Below are 19,504 nucleotides of genomic sequence, written 5' to 3' on the forward strand. Positions count from 1 at the left end.
CCTACACCGTCGCCGCCTTCAGGGGCCTGGCCGGGTCCTCCAGCATCTCCGGGTCCATCGGCGTGCCCGCCTCGATCAGGCGGCGGCCCTGGGCCAGGTCCCGGGGGCGGCCCACCGCCAGCAGGGCGACCAGCCGGTGCTCGCGGAGCCAGCAGACCGACCAGGCGGCGCCGGTGGGGTCGCCGCGCCGGACCATGGTGTCGGCGGAGGCGTGGTCGCCCGCGTACTGGACGAAGCGGCCGAACTGTTCGGACCAGAAGTAGGGGACGGGGTCGTAGGGCTCGGGGGTCTCGCCGACGATGTTCGCGGCGACCGTGCGGGGGCCCTGGAGGGCGTTGTCCCAGTGGTGGACGAGGAGGCGTCGGCCGTACCTGCCCGAGGGGAAGGAGGCGCAGTCGCCGACCGCGTAGACGTCCGGCGCGGAGGCGCGCAGGTGGTCGTCGGCCACCACCTCGCCGTGTGCGCCCAGCTCGATGCCCGAGTCCTTCAGCCAGGCCGTCGCCGGACGGGCGCCGATCCCCACGACGACCGCGCCGGCCGGTACCCGGGTGCCGTCGTCCAGGACCACCGTCCCGGGCTCGACGCGCTCCACGCGCGCGTGGGTGCGCAGGGTGGTCCCGCTGTCGGCGTACCAGGCGGCCATCGGCGCGGCCACCTCCGCCGGGAGCGCGCCCGCGAGCGGGCGGTCGGCCGCCTCGACGACCGTCACCGCGCAGCCCGCCTCGCGCGCGGCCGTGGCGAACTCGGCGCCGATCCAGCCCGCGCCCACGACCACGATGTCGTGCTGCCGGGCCAGCACGGGCCGCAGCCGCTCGGCGTCGTCCAGGGTTCGCAGCAGATGCACCCCGGGCACCCCCTCGGCACCCGGCAACCGGATCGGTTCCGCGCCGGTCGCCAGGACGAGGAGGTCGTACGGGACGGGCCCCGCGGCCGTGTCGAGTTCGTGCTCGGCCGGGCGCAGGCCCGACACCTCGCAGCCCAGCCGGAGTTCGATGCCGAGCGCCTCGAAGTCGACGTCGAAGGCGGATCCCTCCGCCTTGCCGAGCAGTACGGCCTTGGACAACGGCGGCCGGTCGTACGGCTGGTGCGGCTCGGCGCCGATCAGCGTCACCTCGCCCGAGAAGCCCTGTTCACGCAGAGCGACCGCGGTCTGCACGCCGGCCATGCCCGCGCCCACGACGACCACGCGCCGCGTCGGCGTTCCGCCCCTTTGCTGCGTCTGCTCGCTCACCCGGTCACCATAGACAACTGACATTCGGTCAGTCAGCCGGTGGAGCGTCGCGCGCTCCCCGTGGCCCGGCCCCCGGTCCCCTCGATCTGCTCCACCACGCTCGTCCCGCTGCCCGGCCGCGACTCCCACTCCCAGGTCTCCTCCAGCCGGACCCGCCCGTCGGGCAGTTCGACCACCAGGGACCGGCAGTGCCCGGACGCGGTGGTCCCGTCGGTCTTCAGCTGGACGTACCGGAAGTCCAGCCGGTCCCCCGCGCGCGTGCCCACGAGATGACCGCGCACGACGTCGCCGCCCGCGTACTCGGCCCAGATCTCGCCGTCCTTCTCGTGGTACGTGAACCGGGTACGGGTGCCCACCTGACCAGGGGCCTGGTCCGTGACCGGGGCGAGGACGAGACCGTCGAGCGAGCGGGCCATGGGCGGAGGCTCCCTTACTGGGACGAACGGCGAGGGCTAAGGTGGGCCAACGTAGAGCACTCGCGGGAGCCCGGACGCACCGGGCTGAGAGGGAGGCTGGCGGCCTCCGACCGTACGAACCTGATCCGGGTCATGCCGGCGAAGGGAGGGGCTGGACGCCCATGTCGCGTACGCACACGTCAGACGTCCTCGTCGTGGGGGGCGGAATCATCGGGCTCGTCACGGCGTGGCGGGCCGCGCGGCGCGGGTTCGCCACCGCCGTGGTCGATCCCGCGCCCGGCGGCGGCGCCGCGCAGGTGGCGGCCGGGATGCTCGCCGCGGTCACCGAACTGCACTACGGGGAACAGACGCTGCTGGGGCTCAACCTGGAGTCCGCGCGCCGCTACCCGGACTTCGCGGCCGAGCTGACGGAGGTGACCGGCCTCGACCTCGGCTACCGCCGCTCGGGCACGCTCGCCGTCGCGCTCGACGCCGACGACCGCGCCCATCTGCGCGAACTGCACACCCTGCAGCGCCGGTCGGGCCTGGACTCGGAATGGCTGAGCGGCCGCGACTGCCGCCGTCTGGAGCCGATGCTCGCGCCGGGCGTACGCGGCGGGCTACGGGTCGACGGGGACCACCAGATCGACCCGAGGCGGCTCTCCAGGGCCCTCGTGGCGGCCTGCGAGCGGGCCGGGGTGGTCTTCCACCGGACCTGGGCCGAGGAGCTGTCGGTGGTCCGGGAGCGGGCCGCCGGGGTCCGGGCCGGTGACGGTGACCGGCTGTCCGCCGGCCAGGTCGTCCTCGCCGCGGGCAGCCTCAGCGGGCGGCTCGCCGGGGTCCCGGACGACGTACTGCCGCCGGTGCGGCCGGTGAAGGGGCAGGTGCTGCGGCTGACCGTACCGAAGCCCTACGCGCCGTTCCTGAGCCGTACCGTGCGGGCCGTGGTGCGCGGCAGCCACGTCTACCTGGTGCCGCGCGAGAACGGCGAACTCGTCGTCGGCGCGACCAGCGAGGAGCAGGGCTGGGACACCACGGTGACCGCGGGCGGGGTGTACGAACTGCTGCGGGACGCCCATGAGCTCGTCCCCGGGATCACCGAACTGCCGCTCACCGAGACCCGCGCGGGCCTGCGCCCCGCCTCCCCCGACAACGCGCCGCTCCTCGGCCCCTCCGGGCTCGACGGCCTGATCCTCGCGACCGGCCACCACCGCAACGGAGTGCTCCTCACCCCGGTCACCGGCGATGTGCTGGCCCATGTGCTGACCACGGGTGAACTGCCGGCGGAGGCCCGTGACTTCACGCCGCTGCGGTTCCGCGCCCGCGCGGCCCGCGAACTGATGGAGCAGCCCGTATGAGCGCCACCGGGACACTGAACATCCTCGTCAACGGGGAGCGCCGGCAGATCGCTCCCGGCACGGCCCTCGACGCGCTCGTCACGACGCTCACCCCGTCCCCGTCCGGTGTCGCCGCCGCGCTCAACGAAACCGTCGTCCCGCGCGCGCGGTGGACGACCACCGCCCTCGCCGAGGGGGACCGCGTCGAGGTCCTCACCGCCGTCCAAGGAGGCTGATCCCATGGCAGACGACCCCTTCGTCCTCGGCGGCACGACCTACTCGTCCCGCCTGATCATGGGCACCGGCGGAGCGGCCGGCCTCGACGTGCTGGAACGTGCGCTGGTGGCCTCCGGCACGGAGCTGACGACGGTCGCGATGCGCCGCGTGAACGCGTCCGTGCACGGCTCGGTCCTGTCCGTGCTCGACAGGCTCGGCATCCGGGTGCTGCCCAACACGGCCGGCTGTTTCACGGCGGGCGAGGCCGTGCTGACGGCCCGCCTCGCGCGCGAGGCGCTCGGTACGTCCCTGGTCAAGCTGGAGGTCATCGCCGACGAGCGCACGCTGCTGCCCGATCCGATCGAGCTGCTCGACGCCGCCGAGACGCTCGTCGACGACGGTTTCACCGTGCTGCCGTACACCAACGACGATCCCGTGCTCGCGCGGAGGCTTCAGGACGTGGGCTGTGCCGCGATCATGCCGCTCGGGTCGCCCATCGGGTCCGGGCTCGGCATCCGCAACCCGCACAACTTCCAGCTGATCGTGGAGCACGCGCGCGTGCCGGTGATTCTCGACGCGGGTGCCGGTACGGCGTCGGACGTGGCTCTCGCGATGGAGCTGGGATGCGCCGGGGTCATGCTCGCCTCCGCCGTGACCCGGGCCCAGGAGCCGGTCCTCATGGCCGAGGGCATGCGGCACGCGGTGGAGGCGGGACGGCTGGCGTACCGGGCGGGCCGCATCCCCCGCCGGCACTTCGCGGAGGCGTCGTCACCGGGTGAGGGGCTGGCACGGCTGGATCCGGAGCGCCCTGCGTTCTGACCGGACCGGCCGGCGCGCTGAGCCGGATCCCACGTCACCCCACCCTCACTCGAACAGCCGAACGAGTTCCGCCGCGCACCCGCCTGTCACAGCCGTCCGATCCGGGTCACAGCTCTGCTGCAGTGCGTCTTCGGTGCCACGGGACTCATGGGCCTGTCGGCGGCGGCTCGTACACTCGCCTGCGTGGACACGACCCTTCAGGACCCGCTTGTCGGCCATGTGCTCGACGGCCGGTATCGAGTCGAGGCGCGGATCGCGGTCGGCGGCATGGCCACGGTCTACAGGACCGTGGACACCCGCCTCGACCGCGTGCTCGCGCTCAAGGTGATGCATCCGACGCTGGCCGCGGACCGGACGTTCGTAGAGCGGTTCATCCGTGAGGCCAAGTCGGTGGCCCGGCTGTCCCACCCGAACGTGGTGGGGGTCTACGACCAGGGCACCGACGGCTCGTACGTCTATCTCGCGATGGAGTACGTCGCCGGCTGCACCCTGCGTGACGTGCTGCGCGACCGCGGGGCGCTGCAGCCCCGGGCGGCGCTGGACATCCTGGAGCCGGTGCTCGCCGCGCTCGGCGCCGCGCACCGCGCCGGGTTCGTGCACCGGGACATGAAGCCGGAGAACGTGCTGATAGGGGACGACGGCCGGGTCAAGGTCGCCGACTTCGGGCTCGTACGGGCCGTGGACACCGTCACCAGCACCACCGGGACCGTCCTCGGCACCGTCTCCTACCTCGCCCCCGAGCAGCTGGAGCACGGCACGACCGACACCCGCGTCGACGTGTACGCGTGCGGCGTGATGCTCTACGAGATGCTCACCGGCGCCAAGCCGCACGCCGGCGAGTCCCCCGCGCAGGTGCTGTACCGCGCGCTGAACGACGACGTGCCGCCGCCGTCGGCCGCCGTGCCGGGGCTGGCGTACGAGCTGGACGAACTGGTCGCCTCGGCGACCGCGCGCAATCCGGAGCTGCGGCCGTACGACGCCGTCGCCCTGCTCGCGCAGACGCTGGAGGCACGGGCGGGGCTGAGCGACGAGCAGCTGGACGTGGTGCCGCCGCAGGCGATAGCCGGCGGCCATGACACCGCGGAGGACCGGACGAGCGTGATCCCGCGCTCGCTGTCCGTGTCGCGGTCGGTGGCGGTGGACCCCGACCCGTTCAACCGTACGAGCCGGTTCGAGTCGCCTCCGCCGCCGCCCCGGCGCCCGCGCAACGCCCCGGCGGCGCCCCGGCGTGGGCTGGTGGCGGTCGTCGTCGCGGTGCTGCTCGTCCTCGGCGTGGGCGGGGGCGTCTGGTACATCAACTCGGGCCAGTTCACGCAGGTCCCGGCCGTGCTGCAGCAGAGCCGGGCGGACGCCACGAAGCGGCTGGAGGGCGTTGGGCTGGACGTCGAGGTCGAGCAGGCGTTCAGCGACACCGTGAAGCGCGGCAGGGTGATCAGCACCGACCCGGCGCCCGGGGAGCGGATCCGGGACAACGACACCGTGACGGTGACGATCTCCAAGGGCCCGGAGACCGTGAAGGTGCCCGATCTGAAGGGGTACCGGCTGGACGTCGCGCAGAGCAAGCTGAAGGATGCCGGGCTCGAACCGGGCCTGGTGACAAGGGAGTTCAGCGACGAGGTCATCCGGGGCCAGGTGATCAGCACCCAGCCGGGCTCCGGCACCGAGATCTCCTCGGGCACGGCCGTCAGGATCCTGGTCAGCCGGGGCGCCCCGGTGGAGCTGCCCGAGCTGTCCGGTGCCTCGGTCGACGACGCCAAGGCCCAGCTGGAGGAGGCCGGCCTCAAGGTGGAGATCGCCTCGAAGCAGGTCAACTCCGAGTTCGACAAGGGGCTCGTGGCCGAGCAGTCGCCAGGGGCGGGCAAGCAGGTCGGCGTGGGCGACACCGTCACCCTGACGATCTCCAAGGGTCCCGTGATGGTCGAGGTCCCGGACGTCGTGGGTGACAACGTCGACGAGGCGACCCGCAGGCTGGAGGCCGCCGGCTTCGAGGTCGAGGAGGACCGGGGCATCCTCGGATTCTTCGCCGACGAGGTGAAGGGCCAGTCGGTGGACGGCGGTGACACGGCCCCCAAGGGGTCGAAGATCACGATCGAGATCGGCTGACCGAAGCCGGACCGGCCGTCCGGGATCGCCCGACCGGCCGGCCCCTCATCGGCGACAGCGTGCACTTCGTCGCCCTCGGGCCGTGCTCACTGGCGGGCGGGCTCGCCCAGAAGGTGATGGTGAGCATCGCCGGCGTGGCCGGGTGGCCGGGGCGGCCAGGGTGGCCAGGTGGCCGGGACGGCCAGGTAGCCGGGCGGCCAGGTAGCCGGGCAGCCGGGGCGGCCAGGTAGCCGGGCGGCCAGGTAGCCGGGACGGCCAGGGCAGCCGGGCGGCCAGGGCGGCCAGGTAGCCGGGACGGCCAGGGCAGCCGGGTGGCCAGGGCGGCCAGGGTGGCCCCCAGACCCTGGCCGGCGCGCCCGGCGATTCCGCAGCCGTTCGAGATCGGCCGGCTCCCTGGACCGGCAGAGCGAGATCGGCCGGCCTCCGGGACCGACAGAGCAAGGTCATCCGTGCGGGAGTCACAGGAAGCAGCCATGTCCGGACGGAAGTTGTGGGAGGCAGGGACGTCCGGGGGCAGCCGTCGAAGCTGCCGGTCCGGCGCCGTGGGGCGCATGACACCCTGGTGCCGTGAGCACTCAGCGGTCCTCCGGCCTCTCCGGCCTGTCCTCCAGCCCCTCCGGCAGCCCCTCCGGCCCGTCCCGTAACCCCGTCGGCGGGCACATCCCCGTCGCCGGTGGCCTGAACTCCGTCGGCCTGACGTACGCCCGGGATCTCGGGGCCGAGACGGTCCAGGTCTTCGTCGCCAATCCGCGTGGCTGGGCGACACCGACCGGGAACCCCCGGCAGGACGAGGAGTTCCGGGCGGCCTGTGCCGAGGAGTCGATCCCCGCGTACGTGCACGCGCCTTATCTGATCAACTTCGGGTCGCACACCGAGGCGACGGCGGAGAAGTCCGTGGAGTCGATGCGGCACTCGCTGCGCCGGGGCAGGGAGATCGGCGCGCTGGGCGTCGTCGTACACACGGGGAGCGCGACCGGCGGGCGGGACCGGTCGGTGGCGCTGAAGCAGGTGCGTGAGTATCTGCTGCCGCTGCTGGACGAGTTGACCCACGACGACGACCCGTATCTGCTCCTGGAGTCGACGGCGGGCCAGGGGGCCTCGCTCTGCTCGCGCACCTGGGACTTCGGGCCGTACTTCGAGGCGCTGGACTCCCATCCGAAGCTGGGCGTCTGTCTGGACACCTGCCACATCTTCGCGGCGGGGCACGACCTGACCGGCCCGAGCGGAATGCACCGGACCCTGGACCTGCTGGTGGACACCGTCGGTGAGGGTCGGCTGAAGCTGATCCACGCCAACGACTCCAAGGACGTGGTCGGCGCCCACAAGGACCGCCACGAGAACATCGGCTCCGGTCACATCGGAGAGGACCCGTTCCGCGCCCTGATGACCCACCCCGCCACCGAGGGCGTCCCCCTGATCATCGAGACACCCGGCGGCAAGGAGGGCCACGCGGCGGACGTGGAGCGCCTGAAGAGGCTCAGGGACGGCTGACGCCCCGGCCGCGGGGCCGTCACAGCTCGGGGCCGTCCCCCGGCTCCTCCTGGTACGAGTAGCGCTGTTCCTGCCAGGGGTCGCCGATGTTGTGGTAGCCGCGCTCCTCCCAGAAACCGCGGCGGTCGGCGGTCATGTACTCGATGCCGCGGACCCACTTGGGGCCCTTCCAGGCGTACAGGTGAGGGACGACGAGGCGGAGCGGGAAACCGTGCTCGGCGGTCAGGAGTTCGCCGTCCTTGTGGGTGGCGAAGATCGCGCGGTCGTCGGCGAAGTCGGCGAGGCGGAGGTTGGAGCTGAAGCCGTACTCGGCCCACACCATCACATGGGTGACCTCGGGGCCGGGCGGCGCGGTCCGCAGGATCGTGCGGGCCGGGATGCCGCCCCATTCGGCGCCGACCATGCTGAACTTCGTCACGCAGTGCAGATCGGCCACCACCGAGGCGTACGGCAGGGCGGTGAGCTCGTCATGGGTCCAGGAGTGCTTCTCGCCGTCGGCGGTGGCGCCGAAGACCCGGAAGTCCCAGCGCTCGGGGCGGAACTTGGGGACGGGCCCGTAGTGCGTGACCGGCCAGCCGCGCTGGAGTCGCTGTCCCGGCGGAAGCTGCGACGACGCCGCGTTCTCAGATGCGCGATCTCCTGATTCGCGTCCCACCGGCTGACCCATGACTCCATCCTGACAGACCCCGAGTGGTGCACATGACCAGGGTCCACCCGACTCGGACATTTAGAACTAAGGCTGCACTTACTTACTAAGCTTGCACTTACTGGACGATCTTCGGCAGCGGTGCAATCATCGCGGCGCAACCTCCTCATTCCCCGCTTGGTAAGGAGCTTCTGCGATGCAGGGCGACCCCGAGGTCATCGAATTCCTCAACGAGCAGCTCACCGCGGAGCTCACCGCGATCAACCAGTACTTCCTGCACGCGAAGATGCAGGAGAACTTCGGCTGGACGAAGCTCGCGAAGTACACGCGTCACGAGTCGTTCGACGAGATGAAGCACGCGGAGGTGCTCACCGACCGGATCCTGTTCCTGGACGGGCTGCCGAACTACCAGCGGCTGTTCCACGTCCGCGTGGGCCAGACGGTCAAGGAGATGTTCGAGGCCGACCGGCAGGTCGAGGTCGAGGCGATCGACCGTCTCAAGCGCGGTATCGAGGTGATGCGCAACAAGGGCGACGTCACCTCGGCGAACATCTTCGAGTCGATCCTCGCGGACGAGGAGCACCACATCGACTACCTCGACACCCAGCTGGAACTGCTGGAGAAGCTCGGCGAGCCGCTGTACCTCGCGCAGCTGATCGAGCAGCCGGAGAGCTGAGCTACGCCGCTTCCTCCAGCTCGGCGAGGACCGACCCGACCTGGTCGGCCGGCTCACGGCGCGGGCAGGCACCCCTGCCGAGAATCGCCTGGATCCGGCGTACGCATGAGCCGCAGTCCGTGCCCGCCTTGCAGGCCGACGCGATCTGGCGAGGAGTGCAGGCGCCGTCCGCCGCGTGTTTCTTGACCTGCTGCTCGGTGACGCCGAAGCAACTACAGACGAACACGCGGTTCACCTCCCGCCGGATCGGTACAGGACGCCATCCCGAAGATCGGTGAGGCTAACCTAACCTTACCCGGCGGGCCGGGACCGCAAAAGTGGAGTGGGGCGCGGATCGTATGTGATCCGCGCCCCACTCCATTCAGCTGTCACGGCTGTCACTAGTCGCGGTACAGCTCCGCGACCAGGAACGCCAGGTCCAGGGACTGGCTGCGGTTGAGCCGGGGGTCGCAGGCGGTCTCGTAGCGCTGGTGCAGATCGTCGACGAAGATCTCGTCGCCGCCGCCCACGCACTCCGTGACGTCGTCGCCGGTCAGCTCCACGTGGATGCCGCCCGGGTGGGTGCCGAGGCCCTTGTGGACCTCGAAGAAGCCCTTGACCTCGTCGAGCACGTCGTCGAAGCGGCGGGTCTTGTGGCCGGAGGCCGCCTCGTAGGTGTTGCCGTGCATCGGGTCGGTGATCCACGCGACGGTCGCGCCGGAGGCGGTGACCTTCTCGACCAGCTCGGGCAGCTTGTCGCGGACCTTGTCCGCGCCCATGCGCACGATGAAGGTGAGCCGGCCGGGCTCGCGGTCGGGGTCGAGGCGCTCGATGTACTGCAGCGCCTCCTCGGCCGTGGTCGTCGGGCCGAGCTTGATCCCGATCGGGTTGCGGATCTGCGAGGCGAACTCGATGTGCGCGTGGTCCAGCTGGCGGGTGCGTTCACCGATCCACACCATGTGCGCCGACACGTCGTACAGATGCCCCGTGCGCGAGTCCACGCGGGTCAGCGCCGACTCGTAGTCGAGCAGCAGCGCCTCGTGCGAGGAGAAGAACTCGACGGTGCGGAACTCCTCCGGGTCGGTCCCGCAGGCGTGCATGAAGTTCAGCGCGTTGTCGATCTCACGGGCGAGCTGCTCGTAGCGCTGGCCGGACGGGGACGACTTCACGAAGTCCTGGTTCCAGGCGTGCACCTGGCGCAGGTCGGCGTAACCGCCGGTGGTGAAGGCGCGGACCAGGTTGAGCGTGGAGGCGGAGGCGTTGTACATCCGCTTCAGGCGCTCGGGGTCCGGGATCCGGGCGGCCTCGTTGAAGTCGAAGCCGTTGACCGAGTCGCCCCGGTACGTCGGCAGGGTCACGCCGTCGCGGGTCTCGGTGCCCTTGGAGCGCGGCTTGGAGTACTGCCCGGCGATACGGCCGACCTTCACGACCGGCACGGAGGCCGCGTACGTGAGGACGGCACCCATCTGGAGCAGCGTCTTCAGCTTGTTGCGGATGTGGTCGGCCGAGACGCCGTCGAAGGCCTCGGCACAGTCGCCGCCCTGGAGGAGGAACGCCTCTCCCTTGGCGACGGACGCCATCCGGGCGCGCAGCTGGTCGCACTCGCCCGCGAAGACGAGCGGCGGATACGACTCGAGCTCCGCAACGACTGCGCGCAGAGCCTCGGTGTCGGGGTACTCGGGCTGCTGCGCCGCGGGCAGGTCTCGCCAGGTGTTGCCAGCGCTCGCGCTGGACTTAGCGTTCACGGTCACGACCTCCACATTACGGGGTCGTGTCGGGCGTCCACCCCCATGCTCATCAATTGAGACGAACCCCGCTCGATCGGAGCGGGGTTCGTCGGGCCTGTGGAGTGGGGCCCGCGTCAGTGCAGGTTCATCTCCGCGCTGTCGTCGAAGCCCACGGCGAAGACCGTGCGCAGCGACAGGTCGGCGGCGTTGTCGTAGCCGTCACAGGCGTTCTTCTTCTCGTCCGGCTCCTCGGTGGCCTTGAACTCGTGGGGGTAGCTCGTGCGCAGGCTCGTACCGGGGCAGATGTGCTCCGCCAGTCCCCACAGCTCCTCCACCTGGTCCGCGCCGAGCTTCGGCCAGTAGCTCAGGGCCTGCGGCGTCGGTGCTCGTGTCGGTCATCTTGAACCTGTCGCCGGCCTCATTCTCCGTATGAGTGACACACTCGCCCTTCCGTATCCACAAATCGTCTAGAACATGCCAAAGACCGAACCGGGAGTGATCACAAGGAGAACCTCCGACAGGATCACGTGAGTTCACGGGAGATGTCCGGTAAGGTGCCGCGCATGTTCGCGCACTCGATCCAGAACTGGTGGTGGACCGCTCATCCGGCGGCCCACTGACTGCGCGTACGCAAGACTTCGCGAAGGCCGCCCGAGGGGCGGCCTTCGGCGTTTCCAGGGCCCGGCCGCTCCTCCCCGATCACCGCGACGACCGTGATCCCCCAGGGAAGAGGAATCCATGGACCTGACCCGGCTCCTGTCCGACGAGCGCCCGTTCGCCCTGCTGCGCCGCCGCACACCCGGCCTGCACGACCACGACACGGTGGAGCTGCTGATCGGCCCGGTGACCACCTGCGAGCGGCTCGCCGACATCCCCGACGAGGGGCTGGCTCTCGTGCCCTTCCGGCAGATCCGCGAACGCGGCTTCGACGTCCGCGACGACGGGACGCCCCTGTCGGTGCTGGTGCCGGAGGAGTCGTACGACCTGCCGCTGGACCGGGTCCTCGCGGAGCTGCCCGCGCATGACGTCCGGGTCGAGGACGGAGGCTTCGACGTGGACGACGAGGAGTACGCGGAGATCGTCGGCCGGGTGCTGCACGAGGAGATCGGGCGGGGCGAGGGCGCGAACTTCGTGATCCGGCGGACGTACGAGGGCACGGTCCCGGGCTTCGGCCGCGCCGACGCGCTCGCGCTGTTCCGGCGGCTGCTGGAGGGCGAGCGGGGCGCGTACTGGACCTTCGTGGTGCACACCGGTGAGCGGACCCTCGTGGGTGCCAGCCCCGAGGTGCACGTCCGGATGTCCGGCGGGACGGTCGTGATGAACCCGATCAGCGGGACCTACCGCTATCCGGCCGAAGGGCCGACGCCGGAGAGCCTGCTGGCCTTCCTCGCCGACGGCAAGGAGATCGAGGAGCTCTCGATGGTCGTCGACGAGGAGCTCAAGATGATGTGCACGGTCGGTGACATGGGCGGGGTCGTGGTCGGGCCCCGGCTGAAGGAGATGGCACACCTCGCGCACACCGAGTACGAGCTGCGCGGGCGGTCCTCGCTGGATGTGCGGGAAGTGCTGAAGGAGACGATGTTCGCCGCCACGGTCACCGGGTCGCCCGTGCAGAACGCCTGCCGGGTGATCGAGCGGCACGAGGTGGGCGGGCGCGGGTACTACGCGGGGGCGTTGGCGCTGGTGGGGCGGGATTCGGGAGGGGCGCAGACCCTGGACTCGCCGATTCTGATCCGTACCGCCGACATCGCGGCGGACGGGCGGCTGAAGGTGCCGGTGGGTGCCACGCTCGTCCGCGGGTCGGATCCGGCGGGCGAGGTCGCCGAGACGCACGCGAAGGCGGCGGGGGTGCTGACGGCGCTGGGGGTACGGCCGGGGCGGCCCGGCCCGGAGCGGGTGCGGCCGGTTCTGGCGGACGACCCTCGGGTGCGTGCCGCGCTGGACGGGCGGCGGGGGTCGTTGGCACCGTTCTGGCTGCGGATGCAGGAGCGGACGGCCGAGCTGACGGGGCACGCGCTCGTCGTGGACGCCGAGGACACGTTCACCGCGATGCTCGCGCATCTGCTGCGGTCGTCGGGGCTGGAGGTGACGGTTCGGCGCTACGACGAGCCGGGGCTGCGGGAGGCCGTGCTCGCGCACGAGGGGGTGGTGGTGCTGGGGCCCGGGCCCGGGGATCCCGGCGATCTCGACGATCCCAAGATGCGGTTTCTGCGGTCGCTGACCGCGTCGGTGATCCGGGAACACCGGCGGGGGGTGCTCGGGGTGTGTCTCGGGCACGAACTGATCGCGGTCGAGCTGGGGCTGGAGATCGTCCGGAAGGAGGTCCCCTACCAGGGGGCGCAGACCGAGATCGATCTGTTCGGGCGCCGCGAGACCGTCGGGTTCTACAACAGCTTCGTGGCGCGTTGTGACGACGGGGCGGCGGCGGAGCTGGCCGCGCACGGGGTGGAGGTCAGCCGTGGCGAGGGCGGGGAGGTGCACGCGCTGCGGGGGGCCGGGTTCGCGGGGGTGCAGTTCCATCCAGAGTCGGTGCTGACGATGGACGGGGTGGCTGTGGTGCGGGAGCTGGTGGCGGGGGTTCAGTCCCTGCGGGCGCTCTAGGGTCGCGGGTGGGGTGCGAGCCCGGTGGGGGCTGGTCGCGCAGTTCCCGCGCCCCTGAAGGGCCAGGCCCCTGCGGGCCTGGAAGGCCACGGCCCCGCGCCTCTGAGAAGCAGGGGGCGCAGCCCCTGCTTCTCAGAGGCGCGGGGAACTGCGCGAGAAGCCCCGCCGGACCCGCACCCGCCGACGAACCGAACCCCCGCCCCCTCCCGCGCCCGCCTCAGCCGAAGAAGACGCCGACCTCCTCGTAGAGCTTCGGGTCGACCGTCTTCAACCTTGCCGTCGCGTCGGCGATCGGGACGCGGACGATGTCCGTCCCACGGAGGGCGACCATCTTGCCGAAGTCCCGGTCATGGACGGCGTCGATGGCGTGGAGGCCGAACCGCGTGGCGAGCCAGCGGTCGAAGGCGGAGGGGGTGCCGCCGCGCTGGACGTGGCCGAGGACGGTCGTACGGGCCTCTTTGCCCGTGCGCCTCTCGATCTCCTTGGACAGCCATTCGCCGACGCCGGAGAGGCGGACGTGCCCGAAGGAGTCGAGTGAGCCGTCCTTGAGGACCATCTGGCCGTCCTTCGGCATGGCCCCCTCCGCGACGACCACGATCGGCGCGTACGAGGCCTTGAAGCGGGACGTCACCCAGGCGCACACCTTGTCGACGTCGAAGCGCTGTTCGGGGATGAGGATGACGTTGGCGCCGCCGGCCAGGCCGGAGTGGATGGCGATCCAGCCGGCGTGCCGGCCCATCACCTCGACGACGAGGACCCGCATGTGGGACTCGGCGGTGGTGTGCAGGCGGTCGATCGCTTCCGTGGCGATGCCCACGGCGGTGTCGAAACCGAAGGTGTAGTCGGTGGCGGAGAGGTCGTTGTCGATCGTCTTCGGGACGCCCACGCACGGCACCCCGTACTCGTCCGACAGACGCGCGGCCACACCGAGCGTGTCCTCGCCGCCGATGGCGATGAGTGCCTCGACCTCCTGCTTCGCGAGGTTGTCCTTGATGCGGCGGATGCCGTTGTCCTGCTTGAGCGGGTTGGTGCGCGAGGAGCCGAGGATGGTGCCGCCGCGGGGCAGGATGCCGCGGACGGCGGGGATGTCGAGGCGGACGGTGTCGTTCTCGAGCGGACCCCGCCAGCCGTCCCGGAAGCCCACGAAGTCGTAGCCGTACTCCTGCACGCCCTTGCGGACGACGCCCCGGATGACGGCGTTGAGCCCGGGGCAGTCGCCGCCTCCGGTGAGTACTCCGACGCGCATGGAAATGTCCCTTCGCCGCAGTTGCCTGGTGAAGCCACGCTAGTAGTGATCCAGGTCACTTCGGCATGTACGGGAAGTCAATTCCGGCGAATTACCGCCGTTTGAGGGTGAGTTGATCAGAGTTGATCAAATCGCCTTCACTCTATGGGGTGATTCGCGGCGTTTACTCGTCGTCGAGACCGCGCTCTATGGCATAGCGGACCAGTTCCACCCGGTTGTGGAGCTGGAGCTTGCCGAGGGTGTTCTGGACGTGGTTCTGGACCGTGCGGTGCGAGATGACGAGGCGTTCGGCGATCTGCTTGTAGCTCAGCCCCTTCGCGACGAGCCGGAGCACCTCGGTCTCGCGGTCGGTGAGCTGCGGCGCCTTGGGCTCGTCGGCGCCCGGCGCGGGGGCGGGCTCGGAGGCGAGGCGGCGGTACTCGCCGAGGACCAGGCCCGCGAGACCGGGGGTGAAGACGGGGTCGCCGACCGCGGTGCGGCGTACGGCGTCGGTCAGCTCCTCGGTCGAGGCCGACTTCAGCAGGTAGCCCGTGGCGCCGGACTTCACCGCCTCCAGTACGTCCGCGTGCTCCCCGCTCGCCGACAGGACCAGCACCCGCAACGCCGGGTTCGCGCCCACCAGTTCCTTGCAGACCTGCACCCCCGGCTTCGCGGGCAGGTTCAGGTCCAGGACGAGGACGTCCGGCGCTGCGGCGTGGGCGCGCCGTACCGCCTGCTCGCCGTCGCCCGCCGTCGCGACCACGTCGAAGCCGGCCTCGGCCAGATCACGGGCGACGGCGTCGCGCCACATGGGGTGGTCGTCGACCACCATGACCCTGATGGGGCCGCTCCCGCCGGATTGTGCCCGTCCGTCCGCCGGCCCGCCGTTCCGCACGCTCTCCACGCTCTCCGTCACCGCTTCTCCACCTTCCCCCGTACGCCCTTCGGCCCTTCCGGGGCCTTGGGCACCTTCAGTTCGACTTCCGTGCCCTGTCCGGGCACCGAGATCAGTTCGGCCGTGCCGCCGATGTCGCGCAGCCGTCCCCGGATGGAGTGGGCCACCCCGAGCCGTCCCTCGCCCTCGGCCTGGGCGAGCCGCCCCTCGGGGATGCCGGGGCCGTCGTCCCGTACGGTCACGATGATCTCGTCCGGCCAGTCCTCGACCAGGATCCAGGCCCGCGCCCCGTTCCCGGCGTGTTCGCGCACATTGTCCAGGGCGGCGCCGACGGCCGCCGCCAGCTCCCGCGCGGCCCGCGGGGCGAGCGGCACCGGGCCGCCGGGCTCGGAGAAGGTGACCATCGCGCCGGCGTACGGGGCGAGGAGGGCGCGCAGATCCACCGGGTCCGCGGCGTCGCCGTCGTCGTCTCCCGCGTCCCGTTCGTCCACCACCCGTACGACCGCTCCCTGGGCCGCGTCCTCCGAGACGCGGGAGACGGGGACCAGTCCGGCGGAGACCAGGGTGCGCAGGGCGACCTCCTGCTCACCGGCCATCCGGCCCAGTTCGGCGGCCTCGCCGCCGAGGGCGTTTCCGCGCCGCTGGACCATGGCGAGCACCTGGAGCACTCCGTCGTGGATGTCCCGGGCGAGGCGTTCCCGTTCGCGGGTGGCGGCCTCGATCTCCAGGGCGCGGGCGAGGGTGCGCTCGGAGGCGCGGGCGACCTCGACGACGTATCCGATGGCGATGGAGGCGACCCAGACCAGCAGCACGTTGTGGACGGTGTCGCGAGTGGGGGCGCCCCGGTGGATCAGGTTGGCGACGGCGACGAGCGTGGAGGCGAAGGCGGCCCAGCGCCAGCCGCCCTTGATGGCGAACGCCAGCACCGCGCCGGCGGTCCATATCGAGGGGAGCGTCGGGCCTCCGGCCTCCACCCGCGCGGTCGAGTCGGCGAACCGGGTGAGCAGGATGCCGACGATCGCGATGGTGACGTCGGCCGTGAGGAACCGTTTGGTGCAACTGGCCGCGCCCGCCACCTTCGGCAGGGTCACCAGCGTCCAGCCGGCCAGCACCGCGAAGTAGGCGACGGCCAGCCATGGGCGCTCGAACTTGTCGTACGCGCTGACGAAGAGGCCGATCGCGTAGATCATCGTCAGGATCCGGTAGCCGGTGAGCGCTCGCCACAGCGGCTGCTCGACCGACATGCGCATGACCCGCTCACGCTCAGGCATATCCCCCACCCCACCCACGACGATCGCGTCCGGGACCGCGACCGTACCCGGGAACGCGGCCGTTACGAAGCCGGCCGGTCCCTGTCCGACCGGGTCTTCTCCGCCTGTTCCCTCTGTTCCTCGGCCTTCTGCTCCTTGGCCGTCTGCTCCTCGACCTTCTACTCCTTGGCCTTCTGCTCCTTGGCCGTCTGCTCCTTCTCGGCCTTGGCGAGGGCAGCCCTGGCGGCCTTGTCGGCCTCCCTCTCGGCCTTGGCCGCGTCCGCGATCTGCCGCTTGGCGGCGGTCGCGTAGATGTCGACGTACTCCTGGCCGGAGAGCTTCATGATCTCGTACATGACCTCGTCGGTCAGCGCCCGCAGGACGAAGCGGTCGTGCTCCATGCCCTGGTAGCGGCTGAAGTCGAGAGGCTTGCCGATCCGGATGCCGGGGCGCATCACCTTCGGCAGGACCTTGCCCGGGGGCTGGATCTTCTCCGTGTCGATCATGGCGACGGGGATGACGGGCGCGCCGGTGGCAAGGGCCACGCGGGCCAGGCCACCGGGCTTGCCGCGGTAGAGCCGGCCGTCGGGCGAGCGGGTGCCCTCGGGATAGATGCCGAACAGCTCACCGCTCTCGATGACCTGTATGCCGCTCCTGATCGCGGCCTCACCCGCGCCCCGCGCGCCGGAACGGTCCACCGGGAGCTGGCCGACGCCCTTGAAGAAGGCGGCCGTCAGCTTGCCCTTGATCCCGGGGGTGGTGAAGTACTCGGCCTTCGCGATGAACGTGACCTTGCGGTCGAGGACCGCGGGGAGGAAGAACGAGTCCGAGAAGGAGAGGTGGTTGCTCGCGAGGATCGCGGCGCCCTCGGGCGGAATGTTCTCCAGGCCCTCCACCCAGGGCCTGAAGGTGACCTTGAGCGGTCCCCCGATAGCGACCTTCATCGCGCCGTACAGCAACCGAGTGCCTCTCTGTGATCCGTGGATCAGACCTTAACCCGGACGTCTGAAGAAGAGTCCGACAGGTCCGACCGGTGTCGAGCGCCCCCATCACTCCCCCATCACTCCCCCATGATTCCCACCCGCTCCCCGCCCGCTCCTCGCCGGGTCCTCGCCGGGTCCTTCGCCCGCTCCCCGCCGGGCCCTCCGCCCCCTCCCCACCGGGCCCTTCACACGCCCTCCACCGCGCGAAGCCCCTGGTCGGTGTCGGAGCGGTCGCGTACGGTGAACCACATCCGGACTTTCACACCCTTCTCATGAACAGGAGACCGAACCGTGCCGGTCCTTCCTGGAGCCGAGCCGTACCACCACGAGGGCGGGGAGGTCGGTGTCCTCCTCTGCCACGGATTCACCGGGTCCCCCCAGTCCCTGCGCCCCTGGGCGGAGCATCTCGCCGCGCGGGGGCTGACCGTCGCGCTGCCCCTGCTGCCGGGACACGGCACCCGCTGGGAGGACCTCTGCCCGACCGGCTGGCAGGACTGGTACGCGGAGGTGGACCGCGAGCTGCGGGCCCTGCGCGAGCGTTGTGCGCACGTCTTCGTGGCCGGGCTTTCCATGGGTGGCGCGCTGGCGCTGCGGCTGGCCGCGAAGCACGGGGACGAGGTCGCCGGCGTGATGGTCGTCAACCCGGCGAACAAGGTGCACGGCCCCGCCGCGCACGCCCTCCCGCTGCTCCGGCACTTCGTCCCCACCACCAAGGGGATCACCAGCGACATCGCGAAGGAGGGCGTCGAGGAGGTGGGGTACAGCCATGTACCGCTGCACGCGGCGCACTCGCTGCGCAACTTCCTGCGTCTCGTCGACGGCGAACTGCCCCAGGTGACCCAGCCGTTGCTGCTGCTGCACAGCCCGCGGGACCATGTGGTGCCGCCCGTCGACTCCGAGCGTGTCCTCGGCCGGGTGTCGTCGACCGACGTCACGGAGATCCTGCTGGAACAGAGCCACCATGTCGCGACGTTGGACCACGACGCGGACCGGATCTTCGAGGAGAGCCACGCCTTCGTCACCCGTCTCGTGGCGGACTCCGATGCGCGACGCGTGACGGAGTCCGGGGCGGCCGGTGTGAAGGAGTCCGACGCGGAATCCGTACAGCAGTCTGATTCGGGGTCCGCGGAGCAGATCGGTCCGGGATCCTTGGAGCAGAGGGAAGGGACGGCCACTGGTGGCTGAGCACGACTCCGAGCGTGAGCCGGAGGAGAAGGGAGCGCCCCTCGGCGAGCGCCACGGTGACTCACGGGGCGACTCCCCGGGCGGCTCCGCGGGCAGCTCCGCGGGCGCCTCGTCCGGCGAGTCGCCGGGCGAGGAGCAGCACGTGGGCGAGGAGCAGCACGTGCCGTTCGACGAGGACGCCGCCTGGCGGGCCATCGTCGCCGGGTTCGGCAACGAGCCGCCGGACCCGCCGGGCACCAAGCCGTTCAGGTCGGTGGAGGACCTGGCCCTGCTGGAGGCCGAGCCGGAGGAATCTTCCGACAAGTCACCCGATGCCGCCGCCGGTCCCGCGGCCCCCAGGCCGCTGGGCAGCTCGGTGGCGTTCGCCCCCGGCGTCGGCTCGGGTCCACGCGACTACAGCGTGCCCGACCCGGTCGGCGAGGAACTGGACAAGGGCGACAGGGACTCCGCCGAGGAGGACGAGGACGGTGAGGGCCACTTCGTGCCGCCCGAGCCGCCCCCGCTGCCGGCGGCCGACGCGACCGCCAAGTTCGCCTGGCTGGGGGTGATCGGCGGCCCGGTCCTGCTGCTGCTCGCCGTCCTCCTCGGCTGGGAGATGACCTGGTGGCTCACCACCCTGGGCATCGGCGGCTTCCTCGGCGGCTTCGCCACGCTGGTGATGCGGATGAACGGCGACGACGAGGACGACGACGATCCGGGCCGGGGCGCGGTCGTCTGACCGCACCACCGCCGCCGTACGAGGGCC

General features: G+C 71.3%; 20 protein-coding genes and 1 riboswitch. Of the genes, 10 read left to right on the forward strand and 10 right to left on the reverse strand.

Translation table 11 applies throughout. The features are described from left to right. Position 1: 1 nt before the first annotated feature. Complete coding sequence (locus OG858_RS12260; RefSeq protein WP_086746498.1) at positions 2 to 1,231, reverse strand: NAD(P)/FAD-dependent oxidoreductase; 1,230 nt, start codon at positions 1,229 to 1,231, stop codon at positions 2 to 4. Between the two features lie 32 nt (positions 1,232 to 1,263). Further along, entirely contained in the window at positions 1,264 to 1,647 is a 384-nt protein-coding gene (locus OG858_RS12265) for a hypothetical protein (RefSeq protein ID WP_086746499.1), read from the reverse strand. A gap of 52 nt (positions 1,648 to 1,699) precedes the next feature. Then, positions 1,700 to 1,811: riboswitch (TPP riboswitch) on the forward strand. On the opposite strand from OG858_RS12265, the gene thiO reads away from it, so the two are divergent. From thiO to OG858_RS12290, 5 genes are all read left to right on the forward strand, one after another. After that, complete coding sequence (gene thiO / locus OG858_RS12270; protein WP_086746500.1) at positions 1,809 to 2,984, forward strand: glycine oxidase ThiO; 1,176 nt, start codon at positions 1,809 to 1,811, stop codon at positions 2,982 to 2,984. Its footprint overlaps the riboswitch before it by 3 nt. A gap of 14 nt (positions 2,985 to 2,998) precedes the next feature. Then, a complete protein-coding gene (thiS, locus tag OG858_RS12275; RefSeq protein ID WP_086746502.1) occupies positions 2,999 to 3,199 on the forward strand; it encodes a sulfur carrier protein ThiS in 201 nt (66 codons plus the stop codon). 4 nt (positions 3,200 to 3,203) lie between these two features. After that, on the forward strand, positions 3,204 to 3,998 hold the full coding sequence (locus OG858_RS12280) for a thiazole synthase (protein ID WP_086746501.1): 795 nt from the start codon (positions 3,204 to 3,206) through the stop codon (positions 3,996 to 3,998). A gap of 183 nt (positions 3,999 to 4,181) precedes the next feature. Further along, positions 4,182 to 6,101: a Stk1 family PASTA domain-containing Ser/Thr kinase gene (pknB, locus tag OG858_RS12285; protein ID WP_086746503.1), complete on the forward strand. Its 1,920-nt coding sequence runs from the start codon at positions 4,182 to 4,184 to the stop codon at positions 6,099 to 6,101. Positions 6,102 to 6,668: 567 nt separating this feature from the next. Further along, entirely contained in the window at positions 6,669 to 7,592 is a 924-nt protein-coding gene (locus tag OG858_RS12290; RefSeq protein WP_406195932.1) for a deoxyribonuclease IV, read from the forward strand. Between the two features lie 19 nt (positions 7,593 to 7,611). Here the strand turns inward: OG858_RS12290 and OG858_RS12295 are convergent, their stop codons facing one another. Then, positions 7,612 to 8,259, reverse strand: coding sequence for a sulfite oxidase-like oxidoreductase (locus OG858_RS12295; protein ID WP_086748726.1), 648 nt, complete (start codon positions 8,257 to 8,259; stop codon positions 7,612 to 7,614). A gap of 175 nt (positions 8,260 to 8,434) precedes the next feature. Between OG858_RS12295 and bfr the strand changes: the two genes are divergently transcribed. Next, positions 8,435 to 8,914, forward strand: a complete 480-nt coding sequence (gene bfr / locus OG858_RS12300; RefSeq protein WP_319066107.1) for a bacterioferritin — start codon at positions 8,435 to 8,437, stop codon at positions 8,912 to 8,914. A gap of 1 nt (position 8,915) precedes the next feature. On the opposite strand, the gene OG858_RS12305 is transcribed toward bfr, so the two are convergent. The 3 genes from OG858_RS12305 to OG858_RS12315 form a co-directional block, all read right to left on the reverse strand. Next, the gene (locus OG858_RS12305; protein ID WP_046709443.1) at positions 8,916 to 9,149 is read right to left on the reverse strand and encodes a (2Fe-2S)-binding protein; all 234 of its coding nucleotides are present in this window, start codon (positions 9,147 to 9,149) and stop codon (positions 8,916 to 8,918) included. 145 nt (positions 9,150 to 9,294) lie between these two features. Continuing rightward, positions 9,295 to 10,644: a class II 3-deoxy-7-phosphoheptulonate synthase gene (locus tag OG858_RS12310; protein ID WP_037696300.1), complete on the reverse strand. Its 1,350-nt coding sequence runs from the start codon at positions 10,642 to 10,644 to the stop codon at positions 9,295 to 9,297. Between the two features lie 110 nt (positions 10,645 to 10,754). Continuing rightward, a complete protein-coding gene (locus tag OG858_RS12315; RefSeq protein WP_256960444.1) occupies positions 10,755 to 10,955 on the reverse strand; it encodes a hypothetical protein in 201 nt (66 codons plus the stop codon). 228 nt (positions 10,956 to 11,183) lie between these two features. On the opposite strand from OG858_RS12315, the gene OG858_RS48120 reads away from it, so the two are divergent. Together OG858_RS48120 and OG858_RS12320 are read left to right on the forward strand one after the other, a co-directional pair. Beyond that, entirely contained in the window at positions 11,184 to 11,240 is a 57-nt protein-coding gene (locus tag OG858_RS48120) for a trp operon leader peptide (protein WP_076973970.1), read from the forward strand. Positions 11,241 to 11,358: 118 nt separating this feature from the next. Then, positions 11,359 to 13,221: an anthranilate synthase family protein gene (locus tag OG858_RS12320; protein WP_319260840.1), complete on the forward strand. Its 1,863-nt coding sequence runs from the start codon at positions 11,359 to 11,361 to the stop codon at positions 13,219 to 13,221. 217 nt (positions 13,222 to 13,438) lie between these two features. Here OG858_RS12320 and OG858_RS12325 read toward each other — a convergent pair whose 3' ends face one another. The 4 genes from OG858_RS12325 to OG858_RS12340 form a co-directional block, all read right to left on the reverse strand. After that, positions 13,439 to 14,467 carry a 6-phosphofructokinase gene (locus OG858_RS12325; RefSeq protein WP_086750986.1) on the reverse strand — a complete coding sequence of 343 codons (1,029 nt, stop codon included), beginning with the start codon at positions 14,465 to 14,467 and terminating at the stop codon, positions 13,439 to 13,441. A 163-nt stretch (positions 14,468 to 14,630) separates the two neighbouring features. Next, positions 14,631 to 15,278 (reverse strand): response regulator, encoded by a 648-nt coding sequence (locus tag OG858_RS12330; RefSeq protein WP_086750987.1) that lies wholly within the window; start codon positions 15,276 to 15,278, stop codon positions 14,631 to 14,633. 80 nt (positions 15,279 to 15,358) lie between these two features. After that, positions 15,359 to 16,612: a MacS family sensor histidine kinase gene (gene macS / locus OG858_RS12335; RefSeq protein ID WP_086750985.1), complete on the reverse strand. Its 1,254-nt coding sequence runs from the start codon at positions 16,610 to 16,612 to the stop codon at positions 15,359 to 15,361. Positions 16,613 to 16,770: 158 nt separating this feature from the next. Continuing rightward, positions 16,771 to 17,535, reverse strand: coding sequence for a lysophospholipid acyltransferase family protein (locus OG858_RS12340; protein WP_319066113.1), 765 nt, complete (start codon positions 17,533 to 17,535; stop codon positions 16,771 to 16,773). A 330-nt stretch (positions 17,536 to 17,865) separates the two neighbouring features. Between OG858_RS12340 and OG858_RS12345 the strand changes: the two genes are divergently transcribed. Together OG858_RS12345 and OG858_RS12350 are read left to right on the forward strand one after the other, a co-directional pair. Beyond that, positions 17,866 to 18,759, forward strand: coding sequence for an alpha/beta hydrolase (locus OG858_RS12345; RefSeq protein WP_328544914.1), 894 nt, complete (start codon positions 17,866 to 17,868; stop codon positions 18,757 to 18,759). Beyond that, positions 18,752 to 19,477, forward strand: a complete 726-nt coding sequence (locus OG858_RS12350) for a hypothetical protein (RefSeq protein ID WP_408059387.1) — start codon at positions 18,752 to 18,754, stop codon at positions 19,475 to 19,477. The genes OG858_RS12345 and OG858_RS12350 overlap by 8 nt, the downstream gene beginning before the upstream one ends. Positions 19,478 to 19,504: the final 27 nt, after the last annotated feature.

The sequence above is a fragment of the Streptomyces europaeiscabiei genome (assembly GCF_036346855.1).
Lineage (GTDB): Bacteria > Actinomycetota > Actinomycetes > Streptomycetales > Streptomycetaceae > Streptomyces > Streptomyces europaeiscabiei.

What these genes read in the sequence shown, in the direction of transcription:
- OG858_RS12320 (WP_319260840.1), top strand. Translation starts at nt 11,359, where the DNA reads ATGGACCTGACCCGGCTCCTGTCCGACGAGCGCCCGTTCGCCCTGCTG.
- OG858_RS12340 (WP_319066113.1), bottom strand. Translation starts at nt 17,535, where the DNA reads ATGAAGGTCGCTATCGGGGGACCGCTCAAGGTCACCTTCAGGCCCTGG.
- macS (WP_086750985.1), bottom strand. Translation starts at nt 16,612, where the DNA reads ATGCCTGAGCGTGAGCGGGTCATGCGCATGTCGGTCGAGCAGCCGCTG.
- OG858_RS12280 (WP_086746501.1), top strand. Translation starts at nt 3,204, where the DNA reads ATGGCAGACGACCCCTTCGTCCTCGGCGGCACGACCTACTCGTCCCGC.
- OG858_RS12330 (WP_086750987.1), bottom strand. Translation starts at nt 15,278, where the DNA reads ATGGTGGTCGACGACCACCCCATGTGGCGCGACGCCGTCGCCCGTGAT.
- thiO (WP_086746500.1), top strand. Translation starts at nt 1,809, where the DNA reads ATGTCGCGTACGCACACGTCAGACGTCCTCGTCGTGGGGGGCGGAATC.
- bfr (WP_319066107.1), top strand. Translation starts at nt 8,435, where the DNA reads ATGCAGGGCGACCCCGAGGTCATCGAATTCCTCAACGAGCAGCTCACC.
- OG858_RS12265 (WP_086746499.1), bottom strand. Translation starts at nt 1,647, where the DNA reads ATGGCCCGCTCGCTCGACGGTCTCGTCCTCGCCCCGGTCACGGACCAG.
- OG858_RS12325 (WP_086750986.1), bottom strand. Translation starts at nt 14,467, where the DNA reads ATGCGCGTCGGAGTACTCACCGGAGGCGGCGACTGCCCCGGGCTCAAC.
- OG858_RS12295 (WP_086748726.1), bottom strand. Translation starts at nt 8,259, where the DNA reads ATGGGTCAGCCGGTGGGACGCGAATCAGGAGATCGCGCATCTGAGAAC.